Source organism: Pseudomonas sp. zfem003 (assembly GCF_032621675.1).
Taxonomy (GTDB): domain Bacteria; phylum Pseudomonadota; class Gammaproteobacteria; order Pseudomonadales; family Pseudomonadaceae; genus Metapseudomonas; species Metapseudomonas otitidis.
Genome location: NZ_JAVYJG010000007.1, coordinates 194359 through 212077 on the forward strand (window position 1 = coordinate 194359; position 17719 = coordinate 212077).

The 17719-nt window shown below is 63.6% G+C and carries 20 protein-coding genes; 15 read left to right on the forward strand and 5 right to left on the reverse strand.

What is annotated here, in order from left to right:
- Positions 1–4 precede the first annotated feature (4 nt).
- From RTK35_RS17845 to RTK35_RS17875, 7 genes are read left to right on the forward strand one after another with little or no spacing between them, the layout of a single operon-like run.
- Positions 5–1513: a hypothetical protein gene (locus tag RTK35_RS17845; protein ID WP_279817016.1), complete on the forward strand. Its 1509-nt coding sequence runs from the start codon at positions 5–7 to the stop codon at positions 1511–1513.
- Positions 1514–1552: 39 nt separating this feature from the next.
- Positions 1553–2143, forward strand: a complete 591-nt coding sequence (locus tag RTK35_RS17850) for a hypothetical protein (protein ID WP_279817014.1) — start codon at positions 1553–1555, stop codon at positions 2141–2143.
- Complete coding sequence (locus RTK35_RS17855; RefSeq protein WP_316908631.1) at positions 2133–2378, forward strand: hypothetical protein; 246 nt, start codon at positions 2133–2135, stop codon at positions 2376–2378. The genes RTK35_RS17850 and RTK35_RS17855 overlap by 11 nt, the downstream gene beginning before the upstream one ends.
- Positions 2379–2384: 6 nt before the next feature.
- Positions 2385–2879, forward strand: coding sequence for a hypothetical protein (locus tag RTK35_RS17860; protein WP_279817010.1), 495 nt, complete (start codon positions 2385–2387; stop codon positions 2877–2879).
- 2 nt (positions 2880–2881) lie between these two features.
- On the forward strand, positions 2882–3487 hold the full coding sequence (locus RTK35_RS17865) for a phage tail protein (RefSeq protein ID WP_279817008.1): 606 nt from the start codon (positions 2882–2884) through the stop codon (positions 3485–3487).
- 2 nt (positions 3488–3489) lie between these two features.
- On the forward strand, positions 3490–4041 hold the full coding sequence (locus RTK35_RS17870) for a glycoside hydrolase family 19 protein (RefSeq protein ID WP_279817007.1): 552 nt from the start codon (positions 3490–3492) through the stop codon (positions 4039–4041).
- Positions 4042–4050: 9 nt separating this feature from the next.
- On the forward strand, positions 4051–4590 hold the full coding sequence (locus RTK35_RS17875; protein WP_316908632.1) for a lysis system i-spanin subunit Rz: 540 nt from the start codon (positions 4051–4053) through the stop codon (positions 4588–4590).
- A gap of 1 nt (position 4591) precedes the next feature.
- Here RTK35_RS17875 and RTK35_RS17880 read toward each other — a convergent pair whose 3' ends face one another.
- Together RTK35_RS17880 and RTK35_RS17885 are read right to left on the reverse strand one after the other, a co-directional pair.
- A complete protein-coding gene (locus RTK35_RS17880) occupies positions 4592–4810 on the reverse strand; it encodes a hypothetical protein (RefSeq protein ID WP_282886027.1) in 219 nt (72 codons plus the stop codon).
- Positions 4797–4955, reverse strand: a complete 159-nt coding sequence (locus tag RTK35_RS17885; RefSeq protein ID WP_165676582.1) for a hypothetical protein — start codon at positions 4953–4955, stop codon at positions 4797–4799. Before RTK35_RS17885 ends, RTK35_RS17880 begins: the two co-directional genes overlap by 14 nt.
- A gap of 275 nt (positions 4956–5230) precedes the next feature.
- Between RTK35_RS17885 and RTK35_RS17890 the strand changes: the two genes are divergently transcribed.
- On the forward strand, positions 5231–6034 hold the full coding sequence (locus tag RTK35_RS17890) for a DNA adenine methylase (RefSeq protein ID WP_316908633.1): 804 nt from the start codon (positions 5231–5233) through the stop codon (positions 6032–6034).
- A 93-nt stretch (positions 6035–6127) separates the two neighbouring features.
- Positions 6128–6337, forward strand: a complete 210-nt coding sequence (locus tag RTK35_RS17895) for a hypothetical protein (RefSeq protein ID WP_279801234.1) — start codon at positions 6128–6130, stop codon at positions 6335–6337.
- On the opposite strand, the gene RTK35_RS17900 is transcribed toward RTK35_RS17895, so the two are convergent.
- Together RTK35_RS17900 and RTK35_RS17905 are read right to left on the reverse strand one after the other, a co-directional pair.
- Positions 6328–7023 carry a hypothetical protein gene (locus RTK35_RS17900; RefSeq protein WP_316908634.1) on the reverse strand — a complete coding sequence of 232 codons (696 nt, stop codon included), beginning with the start codon at positions 7021–7023 and terminating at the stop codon, positions 6328–6330. The two genes, RTK35_RS17895 and RTK35_RS17900, sit on opposite strands and share 10 nt — an antisense overlap.
- Positions 7024–7089: 66 nt before the next feature.
- Positions 7090–7758, reverse strand: a complete 669-nt coding sequence (locus RTK35_RS17905) for an SOS response-associated peptidase (RefSeq protein WP_316908635.1) — start codon at positions 7756–7758, stop codon at positions 7090–7092.
- Positions 7759–8344: 586 nt separating this feature from the next.
- Between RTK35_RS17905 and tig the strand changes: the two genes are divergently transcribed.
- The 6 genes from tig (at position 8345) to RTK35_RS17935 (ending at position 16807) form a co-directional block, all read left to right on the forward strand.
- Positions 8345–9655, forward strand: coding sequence for a trigger factor (tig, locus tag RTK35_RS17910; RefSeq protein ID WP_316908636.1), 1311 nt, complete (start codon positions 8345–8347; stop codon positions 9653–9655).
- Positions 9656–9749: 94 nt separating this feature from the next.
- Complete coding sequence (clpP, locus tag RTK35_RS17915; protein ID WP_182852244.1) at positions 9750–10394, forward strand: ATP-dependent Clp endopeptidase proteolytic subunit ClpP; 645 nt, start codon at positions 9750–9752, stop codon at positions 10392–10394.
- Positions 10395–10503: 109 nt separating this feature from the next.
- Positions 10504–11784 (forward strand): ATP-dependent Clp protease ATP-binding subunit ClpX, encoded by a 1281-nt coding sequence (gene clpX / locus RTK35_RS17920; protein WP_044408338.1) that lies wholly within the window; start codon positions 10504–10506, stop codon positions 11782–11784.
- Positions 11785–11916: 132 nt separating this feature from the next.
- Positions 11917–14313 (forward strand): endopeptidase La, encoded by a 2397-nt coding sequence (lon, locus tag RTK35_RS17925; protein WP_316908637.1) that lies wholly within the window; start codon positions 11917–11919, stop codon positions 14311–14313.
- Between the two features lie 136 nt (positions 14314–14449).
- The gene (locus RTK35_RS17930) at positions 14450–14722 is read left to right on the forward strand and encodes an HU family DNA-binding protein (protein WP_004422505.1); all 273 of its coding nucleotides are present in this window, start codon (positions 14450–14452) and stop codon (positions 14720–14722) included.
- A 210-nt stretch (positions 14723–14932) separates the two neighbouring features.
- Positions 14933–16807 carry a SurA N-terminal domain-containing protein gene (locus tag RTK35_RS17935; RefSeq protein WP_074968211.1) on the forward strand — a complete coding sequence of 625 codons (1875 nt, stop codon included), beginning with the start codon at positions 14933–14935 and terminating at the stop codon, positions 16805–16807.
- 99 nt (positions 16808–16906) lie between these two features.
- Here RTK35_RS17935 and fabI read toward each other — a convergent pair whose 3' ends face one another.
- Complete coding sequence (fabI, locus tag RTK35_RS17940) at positions 16907–17701, reverse strand: enoyl-ACP reductase FabI (protein WP_236211715.1); 795 nt, start codon at positions 17699–17701, stop codon at positions 16907–16909.
- Positions 17702–17719 lie beyond the last annotated feature (18 nt).

Below are 17719 nucleotides of genomic sequence, written 5' to 3' on the forward strand. Positions count from 1 at the left end.
TCCCGTGGCACGACCCCTGCTCATCAACAACTGGGCGGCCCGCCTGCAGGCGCCCCTCGGCCCGGCCGGCCTGACCCTGACTGTCGAAGCCGACAAGGCCGCCGCCCTGGGCAACCTGGCGGGCGGCGATTACTACGTCCTCACCCTGACCGCCGACGATGCCGGCGACGACGACAGCGGCGAGATCGTCCGGGTCGACGCCATCGCCGGGGGCGTGCTCACCGTGCAGCGCGCCCAGGAAGGCACCGCCGCGCAGGCCTGGCCCGCCGGCACCCGCCTATCCGCCCGCTGGACCGCTGGCGTCGCCAACGCCCTGGCCGCTGCCGCCGGGGCGTCCAGCGCCTACACCGTCACCGCCCTGTGGGGCAGCCCCGACACCACCGAAGGTGGCGAACTGGTGGGGCTGTACCCGGTCGGCGGCGACACCAACACCCCCGGCCAGACCGACCGCTATGCCTACCTTCTGGAGGAAGACATCGGCAGCGGCCTGGGCCTGTTGCCCGGCTACCTGGTCGGGCGCGTGCTCACCGCTGGCGCGGCGGAAGGCACTCCCGTGCAGGTGCTGGTGGGCGGCACCTGCAGCCTGGCGGACCTCAAGGCCAACACCGCCGCACTGCCGGCCGGGGCGCTGGACGATTGGGTCGGCGCCCCGGTCTGCCTGCTGGGCGGTGGGCCCGGACCGTCGTTCGGCGTCACCGTGGGCAGCGCGTACCTCAACGGGCGCGGCCCGGCCGGGGAAGCCCCCGCCACCGCCGAGGACCTGCAGGTCGCCACCATCCTGGTGGTGGGCTACCTGACATCGGGGCAAGGGCAGGGGACCGTCACCCTCCACCCGCAGCCGATCCTGATCGACCTGGCCGGCGGCGGGGAGAGTGGCAGCGGTAGCACCATCAGCGCCGGCGACTTGCTGCGACCGGGTGGTGTGGAGCTGCAACTGATGGGCGGCCTCGCCGCCCCCTTTGCCCTGCGTGCGCTCACCGCCTCGCCGGCCCCGCCATCCGGCCGTGGCCGCTACGTGCTGGAGCGAACCGCCACCGGCTACGCCTGGCAGCTAGCAGTCGACCCGCTGGACACGGCCTGGGTGGACGCCATGAAAACCCCCAGCCGAACCGTGGTGCCGAACGTATGGGGCACCTGGGGAGCGGCCTGGCATGAGATGGAGTGCGGCTACGCGAACGGCGGCTTTGCCATCAGCGAGCGGGTGATTCAGCAGCACCACTACCTGAACGACACCACGGCGGACACCCTGGTCGTCCAGCTGCCGGCCGGCTTCAACGACGCCGTCCGCACGGCTTACAGCGACAACGGCATCGACCAGTTGGGCGGCGACCCCGACCTGTTCGTCGAGGTGACCGTCACGGCTGGCAACGCCAGGATCTGGCGTTTCGAGCCCGCTGCCGGCGCCTCGCTGTACCCCGCCGGCCCCATCGAACTGAGCGCCCCCGGCCATCACGCCCGCTTCCGCTGCGACCCCCGCACCGGCGTCTGGTACGCGAGCGGCCACTGGGGCTGATCGCCCCGCTTCACCATCTGCATTCGAGGAGTAGCCAGCATGACGCCGGCCCGCCTAGACCTGTCCGTCATCCCGGGCGCCACGCTCAATCAGCCCCTGCTGCTGATGCAGCCCGTCTACCAGTACCGCCCTATCACCGGCCTGGCCGGCACCGCCCCGGTGCGCCTGCAGGTGCCCGCCCACGGCCTGCCCGGGGGCTGGCTGGTGTGGTGCGAGGGCGTGCCCAACTGGCCCGACCTCAACCAGGACAAGGCCCGAAGCCCCGGCCGCCTGGCCCGCGTGGTGGACGCCGACACCCTGGAGTTCAACGACCTGGCCGGCCAGGGGCGCACCGCCGCCAGCGGCCTGCTGGTCTACCGCCTCCCGGTGGACCTGACTGGCTGCGAGATCCGCGCCGAGATCCGGGGTGAGGGCGCCGCCCCCGTCCTGCTGACCCAGGGCAACGGCGGCGTGCAGCTCCAGGGCCTCGGCCGGGTGCTGCTGATCCTCACCGCCGAGCAGACCGCCGCCATCACCTGGGCGCGCGGTGAATGGGACCTGACCATCACCCACCCCGACGGCACCGTGAACCGCTGGGTGGCCGGCCAAGTGCTGGTGAACAGCGGAGGAGGGTGCGCCCATGGCTGCTGATACCCCGGCCGTCGTCGCCCTGGCCCAGCCCGTGGCTGTGGTGGTGGAGCCGACCCGCGTCGCCGGGGTGGCCATCGCCGCCGGTGGCCAGGGCCCGCCGGGCCGCAATGGCGTCGACGGCGCCCAGATCAGCAAGGCCCCCGACAACCGCCTCGTATTGAGACCCGACGGGCTCTACGTCAGCGACGACCTGACGCCGGACCCGCTCGCCTATTACATCCTCGCAAAGGGCTAGACCAACATGACCATGGAAACCCGCCTCATCGCCCTGGCTCAGGCCATCGGCGCCGACGTCAAGAGCTTGCGCGCCGCGCAGGGCGACCTGACCAGCCTGTCCACTACCGCCAAGGGCAACTTGGTGGCCGCCATCAACGAGGTCGTTGCCCTGGTCGGGGCCGGCGGCGTGCAGATCGACGACGGCGCCGGTAACGGCGATACCGGCGTCACCTGGTCGGCGGACAAGATTTTCGATTCCATCGAGCAGGCCAAGCAGGCCGTGAAGGACAGCATCCTGGGTGGTGCCGGCGCGGCGCTCGATACGCTGAAAGAGCTGGCGGACGCCCTGAACAACGACCCGAACTTCGCGGCCACCATCGCCACGCAGATCTCCAACCGAGTCCGCTACGACGCCGCACAGACGCTGACCACGGCCCAGCGCCTGCAGGTCTGCCAGAACATCGGCATCGGTGACCCCGAGTCCGATTTCGTTGCCGCCTACAACACCGCGAAGGCCTGACCATGACGATGTCCAGCGGAATCCTCCAACTGGCGGCAGCCATCGGCGCCGATATCAAGCAGCTGCTGACAGCGATGCCCAACGTCGGCGAGATCCGGGGCTTTGCCGGTGCCACCGCGCCGGCCGGCTGGCTGCTGTGTCAGGGCCAGGTGCTGAGCATCGCCGAGCACCAGCAGCTGTTCGAGGTGATCGGCAACGCCTACGGGGGCGACGGCATCAACACGTTCGCCCTGCCGACCAGCTCCGGCCGCGTGATGCGTGGCGCGGGGCCTGGCAATGCCCTCGGTAGCACGGGTGGTGCAGACAGCGTCACGCTGTCCGCCAGCCAGATGCCCGCGCATACCCATGGGCTGGCAGGCGAAGGGGCCGGTCTGCGGGTTTCCACGCTGACGCCTGGCGCCGCTGCGCCTATTGATGGCGGCTGTATCGGCGCGGCGGCGGGTGGTTCGGCTGCCGCTGCCAATATCTGGCATGCCGCTGCCGACCTCAACGCTGCCGCGCTGCAGACCGGGCTGAGCGGCAACACCATCAGCGCCGGTACGGGCGATGCGGTGGACATCCGCCCCGCCTTCTTCGCCGTCAACTTCATCATCTACGCCGGGAACTGAGCATGCCAATCATCACCGAGCAGCAGCTGCTGCAGATCCTCCCGAACGCCCGCACTGTTGCGGGCGTTTTCGTTCCGCACCTCAACGCCGCCGCCGAGCGCTGGCAGTTCGACCGGCCTAAGCGGTTCGCCGCGTTCATTGCCCAGGTGGGCCATGAGTCCATGCACCTGCGCCGAACCCGCGAGATCTGGGGGCCGACACCGGCCCAGGACCGCTACGACGTGCGCGAAGACCTGGGCAACACCCCCGAGCGAGACGGCGACGGCCGGCGCTACATGGGGCGCGGCCTGATCCAGATCACCGGGCGGGCCAACTACATGAAATGCAGCCTCGCCCTATACCGCGACGACCGCCTGGTGCAGACGCCCGAGCTGCTGGAGGAGCCCGAAGCGGCCACCGCCTCGGCCGGCTGGTTCTGGTGGTCCAAGGGGCTGAACGCCTTGGCCGATGCCGGCCAGTTCATCGACATCACCCGGCGCATAAACGGCGGCCTCAACGGCCAGCAGGAACGCCTGCAGATCTGGCAGCGCGCCCGCGCTGTGCTGGCCGGGTAGGGGGTGGCCATGACGATGCTCAATGTGGTGCCAGGCGACCTGGCCCGCCGGCTGATTCTTCTCGGTGCCGTGCTGGCCCTCGGTGCGGTGGCGGGGTGGTGGGTCAATGGGTTGCGCTGGGAAGCCCGACTGGCCGAGGCGGGCAAGGCATACGCCTCAACCCTGGGCGAGATCAGCCGCGCCGCTGCCGACCAGCTGCAGGCCGCCCAACAACAACAGGCCGAGCTGCAGCAGCGGCTCGCCCTGCTCGATCAACAGCGTTACCAGGAACTCACCCATGCTCAGGAACAACAGAACCGCCTGCGTGCTGATCTGGCTGCCAATGCTCGCCGCATGTACGTCCCCGTCACTGCAGACAGTTGCCAGCAGCTGCCCACCACCCCCGGCGCCGCCGGCCTGGATGATGGAGCCTACCGCGCCGAGCTTCAGCCAGCGGCTGCAGCAGATCTTGCCAATCTCGCCGGAGACGCCGACACCTGCGCCCGCCGACTGAGCGGGCTGCAGGAGTGGGTCAGCGAAGTGCGCAGACAGTTGAAGGAAGGGGGGTAACTCACGCGCGGGAGGCGGCCAGGCACTCCAAGGCGAACTGTACAGGGTAGGGGGCTACGCGGTAGCTCTCGCTGGTTTCGTCGCTCAAGTAATAGCGCATGGCGCGGTCGGTGATGCCGATCAGTTCGGCCGCTTTGCGCTGTGTAATGCCTGCGCTGTCCAAGAGCCCGCGCAGGTAGCGCGGGTCTGGGTTGTGGTTGGAGGCGTCAGGCTTCTTCACCGAAGGCCTCGACCTGCAGCTTCACCTTCTCCTCGGTGCTGAGCGCCTCGAACTCTTCTTCGGTCATGGCGGCGTCAGTGTCCACGTACTCCACCCAGAGGCGGTAGTCGTTTGCGATCTCTTCGTAAGTGTGCTGCTGGCTCATGATGTTGCTCCCTGATGTCGCCTCGCCGTTGTGGCTGGCATGGATTTAATATAGGAACATTGTTCCTATTTGGCAATACCCCATTCACCAATTCTTCCACACCACCAGAGGTCAAGCGGCCTCATCGAGAAGGGCGACCGCTGCCAGTGTTCCAGCACTGGCAGCGGTCACCGAACTGCAGAGCACGCCTGCAAGCCCAGCCTAGGCCCTCCGCCTCGTCGACGAAGCGGAGGCAGGCTAACACCTGTTTATTTATACAGTAAAGGCTTGCATATATGACTAACCCAATCGTTCCCTGGATGGGCGGCAAGCGCCGTCTTGCTGACCGTCTGATCCCGCTGTTCCCTCCGCATGAGTGCTACGTCGAGGTCTTCGCTGGCGGAGCTGCGCTGTTCTTCTTGCGCCCCCAGCCCGCCCCCGTGGAGGTGCTAAACGACATCAACGGCGACCTGGTATGCCTGTACCGGGTGGTGCAGAACCATATCGAGGAGTTCGTGCGCCAGTTCAAATGGGCGCTGTCCAGCCGCCAGATCTTCGAATGGCAGAAGATGACCAGGCCGGAGACGCTGACCGATATCCAGCGGGCCGCTCGGTTCTTCTACCTGCAGCACCATGCATTCGGGGGGAAGGTGGCCGGGCAGACCTTCGGCACCGCCACCACGGGCCCGGCCATCAATCTCATGCGTATCGAGGAGAACCTGTCGGCCGCCTGGCAGCGCCTGTCTGGCGTCTACGTAGAAAACCTGGCCTGGCTCGATTGCGCCGAGCGCTACGACAGGCCGCACACCTTCCTTTATATGGACCCTCCCTACTGGCAGACCGAGGGTTACGGTTTCGATTTCCCGTTCGCCAACTATGAGCGGATGGCCGAGTTCATGCGGCGCTGTAAGGGACGGGTGATGGTGAGCATCAACGACCACCCGGACATCCGGCGTGTGTTCCAGGGCTTCCACATGGAGCGGCTCGACATCCGATACTCGAACACTAACCAACGGCAGGGCCCGGCCGAGGTTACCGGCGAGCTGGTGATCATGAACTGGGCACCCGACGCCCTGGGCGGCCTGTTCGCAGGGATGTGACGTAGAATGGCCGCCTTCTTCCGCTCCGTGAGGTGGGCAATGGCTACGATGCGACTACGGTTCCCGACGCGGTCGATTCTCCTGGATCGACTGGTGACCGAACGAGACAAGGCGGGTATCTGGGAGTTTCACCGCTCAGCCAGCACCTACTACGACGGCAAGCAGCTGCTGCGCCACATTGCCGTTATCCCGGCCGAGCCGAAGCACGGCACTACCGCTCAGGCCTACGTCTGCAACCCGCGAGGCGAGCGAGATAGCTGGATTGACCTGGGCACGGCCGAGGTGAGTATCCTTCAGGACTGAGGCTGGCCCCGGACGAGGCCCAGGCCTTCGCATCTACTGCAGTCGTCTCGATGGGCGAACCGACTGCGACAGGTCGGGCAGCACCTGAACTCGGACCAGCGCAGGCGTTTCCGGTACAGCTCCGCCAGGGCGTGGTCGCCCGCTTCTGTTGCCGCCTGCAACAGCGCTGCCAGGATCTGGTGGTGGTCTGGGTCGGTGATGATCGGAACGATGCGGCCGAGATGGAAAAAGCCGAGCGGCTGGAACCGGTAACGGCTGCCGTTCTGGTGGTGGAACTCCAGGCCGTACACCGGGCCGACCGGGTCGCGGCGGTCGCGCATCATCTGCAGCTGACCATTCGCATCGTGCATCGCAGTGAGGCGGTCCAGTTCGGGTCGGGTACCGGCGCTGAGGTACCGCCGTTCCAGGCGGCCGACTGGGCCGCCATTGGATGCATCCAGAACGGCGTAAACCCCGGTGATTTCCAGCGCATCCCCGGCAGTGCGCTCGAGCGCGTAGGCGTGAACCGCCAGCACCTCGTCGCGCATGTCCAGGTACTCGGCCGCCTCGATCACGCGAGCGCGTAGCAGTTCGTCCGCCGCCTGCAACTGCTCGCGCCGCCAGCGCTCCGGGTCGCCGTAGATGTGGGCGGGGTAATGGAAGGCGGCCTGGTAGAGGCGCAACCGCTGGTCGATCTGGAGGTGCATGGTGCTGGCGATAAATGTGGATGGATATCCAGTATGCCGCCAGGGCCACGGGGCTCGCCAGAGGCCTCAGATAAGAGGCGAGGGCAGAGGCACGATCAGTTGCGGCCCCTGGTTGCGCACATTGCCCACGGCTCGGTCGACGCGGTACCACTCGAACGCCTCCGGCCCCTCGCCCTGGCGCAGCATCTCCTCGGCGCGCTCCCGTGGCGTGGCTGGGTCCAGCCACTCCCGGGCCAGCTCCGGGGCGAACGCTACCGGCCGGCGGTCGTGGACGTCGACCATGCCGCCCAGAGCATCGGCGGTGATGATCACGAAGCCGTCGCCCTCGTGTGGCTCGTCGCGCACCTGGCCGATGGAGGCGCAGAAGGTAGGAGCCCCGTCGCGCCTGCGGATGTAGTAAGGCTGTTTCTTCGGGCCTCCCTCGTCCACCCACTCATACCAGCCGGAGATGGGGCATAGCATGCGATGGGGCCAGATCGTGCGAAAGTAACGTCCGCTGGCCACCGTCTCGGCGCGGGCGTTGATAGGAGCTGCGCGATCCTGCGCCCAGTGCGGCCGCCACCCCCAGCGCACCGGCGCCAACCGGCCACTCGCCTTGAGGGGCAGCACCATCTGCACCTGGGTGGTAGGCGCCACGTTGTAGCGCGGCTCCGCCTGCTCTGGCGGCTCGCTGTGGATATTCAGCAGGTGATGGATCTCGGCCCAGCTCATGGCCTGGACTACTCGGCCGCACATGACGCGCTTCCTCTGGCAGGTTCTGGAAGGGTAGACCAGCGGATGCGGTGAACGTCCTGCCGAGGCCGAGCAGGATTCGCCGGGGTGCTCTGCGTAGCCGCCGAATCCAGCGCAGATGAGTTAGTACAGTGGTTAGTACAGATATTTAAATGTTTTAAGGATAAACACTTTAAATTCAATTAGTTGTGCTTCTGTATTGGTTCCCTCCGTCCGCACCATTATTCGATGACCCTTGCCCCTGGGTTTGCTTGCAAGAACCGGGTAGGGGATGAAAAGGCAGCCTTCGGGCTGCCTTTCGTCGTTCCGGGGTCTGCATTTGCGGCATCCGGCCGCAGTGTCGTCCGGCCTTGGGCGTGCTGTACTGCCGGAGCGCTGCCCGCCCGGCCGTAGGCATCGGGCAGGGATGTTGGCCGGGTAGGGCGGTCCTTCCTTATAAAGGTGCGAATCCATTGGTGTCGGCGCTTGTAGGCAGAGGCGCGAAGAGCGATGGGTTGGCGGGGTGACTTCTGCATTTTCCTCTAATAGAATGCCGACCCTTGATTATGGGGCCGGTCCGGCCGGCAAATGTCTGCAACGAGGAATATCCATGCAAGTTTCTGTTGAAAGCACCTCCGCTCTCGAGCGCCGTATGACCGTTGGTGTGCCGGCCGAGCGGATCGAGACTGAAGTCAACAAGCGTCTTCAGCAGACTGCTCGCCGCGCCAAGGTCGCTGGCTTCCGTCCGGGCAAGGTGCCCATGAGCGTGATCCGTCAGCGTTACGAAGACGCTGCTCGCCAGGAAGTCCTGGGCGATCTGATCCAGTCTTCCTTCTATGAGGCTGTGGTTGAGCAGAAGCTGAACCCGGCCGGCCAGCCTTCCGTCGAGCCGAAAGTGTTCGAGAAGGGCAAGGACCTCGAGTTCATCGCCACCTTCGAAGTGTTCCCGGAGTTCCAGGTCGCTGGTCTCGAGTCCATTGCGGTCGAGCGCCTGCAGGCTGAAGTCGGCGACGCTGACGTGGACAACATGCTGGAAATCCTGCGCAAGCAGAACACTCGCTTCGAAGCAGTGGATCGTGCTGCCGAGAATGGCGATCAGCTGAACATCGATTTCGTCGGCAAGATCGACGGCGAAGCCTTCGCGGGCGGTTCTGCCAAGGGCACCAGCCTGGTGCTGGGCTCCGGTCGCATGATCCCGGGCTTCGAAGATGCCCTGGTTGGCGTCAAGGCGGGCGAAGAGCGCGTCATCAACCCGACTTTCCCCGAGGACTACCAGAACCTGGATCTGGCCGGTAAGACTGCCGAGTTCACCGTGACCGTGAACAGCGTCTCCGCCCCCATCCTGCCGGAGCTGAACGACGAGTTCTTCGCGCTGTTCGGCATCAAGGAAGGCGGTCTGGAAGGCTTCCGCGCCGAAGTTCGCAAGAACATGGAGCGTGAGCTGCGCCAGGCCATCAAGTCCAAGGTCAAGAACCAGGTAATGGACGGCCTGCTGGCTGCCAACCCGATCGAGGTACCGAAGGCACTGATCGGCAACGAGGTGAACCGTCTGCGCGTTCAGGCTGTTCAGCAGTTCGGCGGCAACATCAACCCTGATCAACTGCCGGCCGAGCTGTTCGAAGAGCAAGCCAAGCGTCGCGTGGTTCTGGGGCTGATCGTGGCTGAAGTGGTCAAGCAGTTCGAGCTGAAGCCGGACGACGCCCGCGTTCGCGAGCTGATCGAGGAAATGGCCTCCGCTTACCAGGAGCCTGAGCAGGTCGTGGCCTGGTACTACAAGAACGACCAGCAGCTGAACGAAGTCCGTTCTGTTGTGCTGGAAGAACAAGTTGTAGATACTGTCCTGCAGAAGGCCAACGTGACTGACAAAGCGGTCTCCTACGAAGATGCAGTCAAGCCGGTAGAAGCTTCGCAAGCCGCCTGATCGTTTCGCCTCGTTCGAGCACACCATAAGCCAGCCTCCGAGCTGGCTTATGCGTCTTTGAGACATGACATTAGTTAGGGAGCGATCGCTGGACATGTCCCGCAATTCTTTTATGCAGCAACAAGTCCCTGATATCCAGGCTGCTGGCGGCCTCGTGCCGATGGTGGTGGAGCAGTCTGCCCGTGGCGAGCGCGCCTACGACATCTATTCCCGCCTGCTGAAGGAGCGGGTTATCTTCCTGGTGGGTCAGGTCGAGGACTACATGGCCAACCTGGTGGTTGCCCAGTTGCTCTTCCTCGAAGCCGAGAACCCCGACAAGGACATTCACCTCTACATCAACTCTCCGGGTGGTTCGGTGACTGCCGGGATGTCGATCTACGACACCATGCAGTTCATCAAGCCTGACGTATCCACCATCTGCATCGGCCAAGCCTGCAGCATGGGTGCGTTGCTCCTGGCGGGTGGTGCAGCTGGTAAGCGTTACTGCCTGCCACACTCGCGCATGATGATCCACCAGCCTCTGGGTGGTTTCCAGGGGCAGGCTTCGGACATCGAGATTCACGCGCGTGAGATCCTTACGATCCGTGAGCGCCTGAACAAGATCCTGGCCGATCACACCGGACAGCCGATCGATGTGATCGCCCGTGATACTGATCGCGACAACTTCATGAGTGGTGATGAGGCTGTCAAATACGGACTGATCGATCAGGTCCTCAGCAAGCGTCAGATCGCCAGCTAACACCATCCGCAGCACCGTGGCCGGCTTCCGCCGGCCACTCCGCGGGCTTGAAAATGCCCGCATTTGCCTTCATCTTGTGTTTCATGCCTATCCCGACTGGATTGATCGAATGACTGACACCCGCAATGGCGAGGACAACGGCAAACTGCTTTATTGCTCCTTCTGCGGCAAAAGCCAGCACGAAGTGCGCAAGTTGATTGCTGGCCCTTCCGTCTTTATCTGCGACGAGTGCGTCGACCTGTGCAACGACATCATCCGTGAGGAGGTGCAGGAAGCCCAGGCCGAGAGCAATGCGCACAAGCTGCCGGCGCCCAAGGAAATCCGCACCATCCTGGATCAGTATGTGATTGGTCAGGAGCGCGCGAAGAAGGTCCTCGCGGTCGCCGTCTATAACCACTACAAGCGTCTCAATCAGCGCGACAAGAAGGATGACATCGAGCTCGGCAAGAGCAACATCCTCCTGATCGGCCCTACGGGTTCCGGCAAGACGCTGCTGGCCGAAACGCTCGCTCGCCTGCTGAATGTTCCCTTCACCATCGCCGACGCAACCACGCTCACCGAGGCGGGTTATGTGGGGGAGGATGTCGAGAACATCATTCAGAAGCTGCTGCAGAAGTGCGATTACGACGTGGAAAAGGCCCAGATGGGCATCGTCTACATCGATGAGATCGACAAGATTTCCCGTAAGTCCGATAACCCCTCCATCACCCGTGATGTGTCGGGTGAGGGCGTCCAGCAAGCATTGCTGAAGCTGATCGAGGGCACCGTTGCGTCCGTGCCGCCGCAAGGTGGTCGCAAGCATCCCCAGCAGGAATTCCTGCAGGTAGATACCCGCAACATCCTCTTCATTTGCGGCGGTGCGTTCGCCGGGCTGGAGAAAGTCATCCAGAACCGCTCTGCTCGTGGCGGTATTGGCTTCAATGCCGAGGTCCGCAGTGTTGATTTGGGCAAGAAGGTGGGTGAAACCCTGCGCGATGCGGAGCCGGAGGACCTGGTCAAGTTCGGCCTGATCCCCGAGTTCGTAGGTCGTCTGCCGGTGATCGCCACCCTGGACGAACTCGACGAGGCTGCATTGATCCAGATCCTCACCGAGCCGAAGAACGCTCTGACCAAGCAGTACGGCAAGCTCTTCGAAATGGAAGGGGTGGATCTGGAGTTCCGTCCGGACGCACTCAAGGCTGTTGCTCGCCGTGCGCTCGAGCGCAAAACCGGTGCCCGGGGACTGCGCTCGATCCTCGAAGGCGTGCTGCTCGACACGATGTACGAAATCCCCTCGCAGAACGAGGTCAGCAAGGTGGTCATCGATGAAAGTGTCATCGAAGGAGCCTCCAAGCCGCTGCTGATCTACGAGAACAGCGAACAGCCGGCGAAAGCTGCGCCCGACGCGTGATCACCAAAGGGGCCCTCGGGCCCCTTTGTCTTTCCCACTACAGCGCTTGTTTTTTCCCAGACGTGCCCCCATCTTAGTCCCTCAGGGTCACCCTATCTGTTAACGGCCCATGGCCGCTGTAGAGCTGAAATCATGAAGACAACCGTAGAATTGCCTCTCCTGCCATTGCGTGATGTCGTGGTCTATCCGCACATGGTCATCCCGCTGTTTGTGGGGCGTGAGAAATCCATCGAGGCCCTGGAGGCCGCGATGACCGGGGACAAGCAAATTCTTCTGTTGGCGCAGAGGAACCCGGCGGACGACGATCCGGGCGAAGACGCCCTGTACCGTGTCGGTACGGTCGCAACCGTCCTCCAATTGCTCAAGCTGCCTGACGGCACCGTGAAGGTGTTGGTCGAAGGCGAGCAGCGTGGCGCCATCGAGCGCTTCTTCGAAGTAGAAGGTCATTGCCGGGCCGAGGTTGCCCTGATCGATGAGGCTGACGCGGGTGAGCGTGAGTCCGAAGTGTTCGTTCGCAGCCTGCTTAGCCAGTTCGAACAGTACGTTCAACTGGGCAAGAAGGTGCCTGCCGAGGTGCTCTCCTCGCTGAACAGCATCGATGAGCCGGGTCGCTTGGTGGATACCATGGCGGCGCACATGGCTCTCAAGATCGAGCAGAAGCAGGAGATCCTCGAGATCACCGATCTGTCCGAGCGCGTTGAGCACGTACTGGCTCTCCTGGATGCCGAGATTGACCTGTTGCAGGTCGAGAAGCGTATCCGTGGGCGCGTCAAGAAGCAGATGGAGCGCAGCCAGCGCGAGTACTACCTGAATGAGCAGATGAAGGCCATTCAGAAGGAGCTCGGTGACATTGATGAAGGCCACAACGAGATCGAGGAGCTGAAGAAACGCATCGACAATGCGGGGCTCACCAAGGAAGCTCTCACCAAGGCCAATGCCGAGCTGAACAAGCTCAAGCAGATGTCGCCCATGTCGGCGGAAGCTACGGTCGTCCGCTCCTACATCGACTGGCTGGTGAACGTGCCGTGGAAGGCCGAGAGCAAGGTCCGTCTGGACCTGGCGAAGGCAGAAGACATCCTGGATGCCGATCACTATGGCCTCGAAGAGGTCAAGGAGCGGATCCTCGAATACCTTGCTGTGCAAAAGCGCGTCAAGAAGGTGAAAGGCCCTGTCCTTTGCCTGGTCGGGCCGCCCGGCGTGGGCAAGACCTCGCTGGCCGAATCAATCGCCCGTGCCACCAACCGCAAGTTCATCCGCATGGCCTTGGGTGGCGTGCGTGACGAAGCCGAAATCCGTGGCCACCGCCGTACCTACATCGGTTCCATGCCGGGCCGTCTCATCCAGAAGATGACCAAAGTCGGGGTTCGCAACCCGCTCTTCCTGCTCGACGAGATCGACAAGATGGGCAGCGACATGCGCGGCGACCCGGCTTCTGCGCTGCTTGAGGTCCTTGACCCGGAGCAGAACCACAATTTCAACGACCATTACCTTGAGGTCGACTACGATCTCTCGGATGTGATGTTCCTCTGCACCGCGAACTCCATGAACATTCCGGCGCCCCTGCTGGATCGTATGGAGGTGATTCGCCTGCCTGGCTACACCGAGGACGAGAAGGTCAATATCGCGACCAAGTACCTGGCTCCGAAGCAGACCCAGGCCAATGGCCTAAAGAAAGGGGAGCTGGCGTTCGAAGAAGCAGCGATCCGCGACATCATCCGCTACTACACCCGGGAAGCCGGCGTGCGCAGCCTGGAGCGCCAGATCGCCAAGGTGTGCCGCAAGGCCGTCAAGGAACACGCCCGCGAGAAGCGTTTCAGTGTGGTTGTGACGGCTGATTCGCTGGAGCACTTCCTGGGCGTGCGCAAGTTCCGTTACGGGTTGGCTGAACTGCAGGACCAGATTGGCCAGGTAACAGGCCTGGCATGGACCCAGGTTGGTGGTGAGCTACTGACCATCGAGGCGGCTGTCGTGGCGGGCAAGGGGCAACTGACCAAGACCGGCTCGCTCGGTGATGTGATGGTGGAATCCATCACGGCTGCACTCACCGTGGTGCGCAGTCGCGCCAAGAGTCTCGGCATTCCGGCCGATTTCCACGAGAAGCGCGACATCCATATCCACATGCCCGAAGGGGCTACGCCGAAGGATGGGCCCAGCGCGGGCATCGGCATGTGCACAGCCCTCGTGTCGGCCATGACGCAAATCCCTGTGCGCGCTGATGTCGCCATGACCGGGGAAATCACCTTGCGTGGCCAAGTGCTCGCAATCGGTGGTTTGAAAGAGAAATTGCTGGCGGCTCATCGGGGCGGTATCAAAACTGTGATCATTCCCGAAGAAAACGTCCGTGATTTGAAAGAAATCCCTGAAAACATCAAGCAGGATCTGAATATTAAACCCGTTAAATGGATTGACGAGGTCCTGCAAATTGCGCTGCAATACGCGCCGGAGCCCTTGCCCGATGCGGCTCCCGAGATGGTTGCAAAGGATGAAAAGCGCGAGCCTGATTCCAAGGAGCGAATCAGCACGCATTAGCCGGGGGGCTTTCTTGACACATTTTTCGAGCCCTTGTTATAAAGCGGCTCCTATGTGTCAGCAGGCCATCCAGCACCCGCTTTGCTTACACCGAAGAACTAAGAAGCAAACTCAACAGATATAAGGGGACTTAAGAGTGAACAAGTCGGAACTGATTGATGCCATCGCCGCATCCGCTGATATCCCGAAAGCTGTCGCTGGCCGTGCGCTGGACGCAGTGATCGAATCCGTCACTGGCGCTCTGAAGGCTGGTGATTCCGTGGTGCTGGTAGGTTTCGGTACCTTCGCTGTCAAAGAGCGCGCTGCTCGCACTGGCCGCAACCCGCAGACTGGCAAGCCGATCAAGATCGACGCTGCCAAGATCCCCGGTTTCAAGGCTGGTAAAGCTCTGAAAGACGCCGTCAACTAAGCGTCCCTCTGGCTTTGCCCATCCGCCTCCGGACTAGCTCGGAGGCGGCTCGGGGAAGCAAGGCAGTCAGCCTGCCGAGGGGTAACCCTCCGGCTACCCCGACAGTTAAGAGAAGGCGCATCCTCGGATGCGCCTTTCTTTTATCCGGACCCAATCTTCTACCCGCTCTGCACGGCTGTTTGAGTCAGTACAGTCGTTTCTGGGGGACCCATGCTGCAGAACATCAGGGACAATTCACAGGGGTGGATTGCCAAGACCATCATCGGCGTCATCATCGCTCTGCTGGCGCTGACCGGTTTCGATGCCATTTTCAATGCCACCAGCCATCGTCAGACGGCGGCCGAGGTGAATGGTGAGGAAATCTCCCAGAACCAGCTGTCGCAAGCCGTGGACATGCAGCGTCGCCAGTTGATGCAGCAGCTCGGCAAGGATTTCGATGCCTCCATGCTGGATGACAAGCTGCTGCGTGAAGCTGCGCTCAAGGGCCTGATCGACCGCAGCCTGCTGCTGCAGGGCACCAAGAGCGCGCATTTTGCGTTCTCCCAGCAGGCCATCGACCAACTGATCGTCCAGACGCCCGAGTTCCAGGACAACGGCAAGTTCAGTGCCGACCGCTTCGACATGGTCCTGCGCCAGATGGGCTACACCCGCCTGCAGTATCGCCAGGAGCTGGAGCGCGAGATGCTCATCGGTCAACTGCGTGCCGGTCTTGCCGGTAGCGGCTTCGTGACCGATGACGAGGTTCGTGCCTTTGCCCGCCTGGAGAAGCAGACCCGCGATTTCGCCACCCTGACCTTCAAGGCCGATCCCAAGGCCACCCAGGTCAGCGACGACGAGGTCAAGGCCTACTACGACGAGCACAAGGCCCAGTTCATGAGCCCCGAGCAGGTCGTGCTGGAGTACGTCGAGCTGAAGAAGGATGCGTTCTTCAGCCAGGTCTCCGTGAGCGACGACGAGCTCAAGGCCCAGTACGAGAAGGAAATCTCCAACCTGTCCGAGCAGCGTGATGCCGCTCATATCCTGGTGGAGGTCAACGACAAGCAGACCGAGGAACAGGCCAAGGCGAAGATCGACGAGATCAAGCAGCGCCTGGACAAGGGTGAAGACTTCGCCGCCCTGGCCAAGGAGTTCTCCCAGGACCCCGGTTCGGCCACCAACGGCGGTGATCTCGGCTTTGCCGGCCGTGGTGTCTACGAGCCCGCCTTCGAGGACGCCCTCTACGCCCTCAAGCAAGGTGAAGTCTCCGCTCCGGTGCGCACGCCCTACGGCCTCCACCTGATCAAGCTGCTGGCCGTGCAGGCGCCCGAGGTGCCCAGCTTCGCCAGCCTGAAGGACAAGATGGAGCGCGATCTCAAGGCGCAACGCGTCGAGCAGCGTTTCGTCGAGGCGACCAAGCAGTTGGAAGACTCCGCCTTCGAAGCGTCCGACCTGAGCCAGCCGGCCCAGGAACTGGGGCTCGAGGTGAAGACCAGCGCCCCGTTCGGTCGTGAAGGTGGCGAAGGCCTCGCGGCCAACCGTCAGGTGCTTCAGGCTGCTTTCAGCACCGAAGTGCTGGAAGACGGCGCCAACAGCTCGGCCATCGAGCTGGACCCGGAAACCGTCGTCGCCCTACGCGTGAAGGAGCACAAGAAGCCCGAGCAGCTTGAGCTGGCTTCCGTGCAGGACAGCATTCGCCAGCACCTGCAGCAGGAGAAAGCCACCGAGGCCGTCAAGGCCAAGGGTGATGCCCTGCTGGCCAGCCTGCGTGAAGGCAAGACCCCGGTCGACCAGGCTCAGGACGGCCAGACCTGGAACGTGGTGGAAGCCGCGACCCGTGGCCAGGAGGGTGTCGATCCTTCCCTGCTGCAGGCCGTGTTCCGCATGCCCAAGCCGGCTGCCGCCGACAAGCCCAGCTTCACCTCCGTGGCGCTGAAGAACGGTGACTACGTGCTGGTACGCCTGAATGGTGTCAGCCAGCCCGACGAGACCCTGTCCGAGCAGGACAAGGCCATGTACAGCCGCTTCCTGGCGTCCCGCAGTGGCCAGCAGGACTTCGCGGCATACCGTCGCCAGCTGGAAGCCGACGCGAAGATCGAGCGTTACTGATCCGCGTGGGCTGATGAAGAAACCGCCTTCGGGCGGTTTTTTCTTGCCCGCAGGAAATGAAAAGCCCGCACAAGGCGGGCTCGTTCGGGCAGTGAGGAGTCAGTCCTCCAGCGGCCCCATGGCGGTGGTGTTGAAGCCGCCGTCCACGTAGAGGGTCTCGCCGCTGATGCCTGAGGCCAGGTCCGAACAGAGGAAGGCCGCTGCATTGCCCACTTCCTCGATGGTCACGTTGCGTCGCAGGGGCGTCTGGCGCTCGCTTTCTGCCAGCATCTTGCGGAAATGCTTGATCCCCGAAGCCGCCAGGGTGCGGATCGGGCCGGCGGAGATGGCGTTCACCCGGGTGCCTTCAGGGCCCAGGCTGCCGGCCAGGTAGCGTACGCCGGCCTCAAGGCTCGCCTTGGCCATGCCCATCACGTTGTAGTTGGGCAGGGTGCGCTCGGCGCCGAGGTAGGAGAGGGTGAGCAGGCTGCCGTGGCGGCCTTTCATCAGCGTGCGGCCAGCCTTGGCCAGGGCAATGAAGCTGTAGGCGCTGATGTCGTGGGCGATGCGGAAGCCGTCGCGGGTGGTGACCTCGGTGAAGTCGCCATCCAGTTGGTCGCCGGGGGCGAAGCCCACGGAGTGAACGATCACATCGAGCCCATCCCAGCGTTGGCCCAGTGCCTCGAACACGGCGGCGATCTCCTCGTCGCGGGCGACGTCGCACGGGAAGCACAGATCCGGGCCGGAGCCCCACTCCTGGGCGAATTCCTCGACCCGGCTGCGCAGCTTGTCGTTCTGGTAGGTGAAGGCCAGCTCGGCGCCTTCTCGGTGCATGGCGGCGGCGATACCCGAGGCGATGGACAGCTTGCTGGCCACCCCGACGATGAGGACGCGCTTGCCGGTGAGGAATCCCATGTGGCGGTTCTCCTGGGG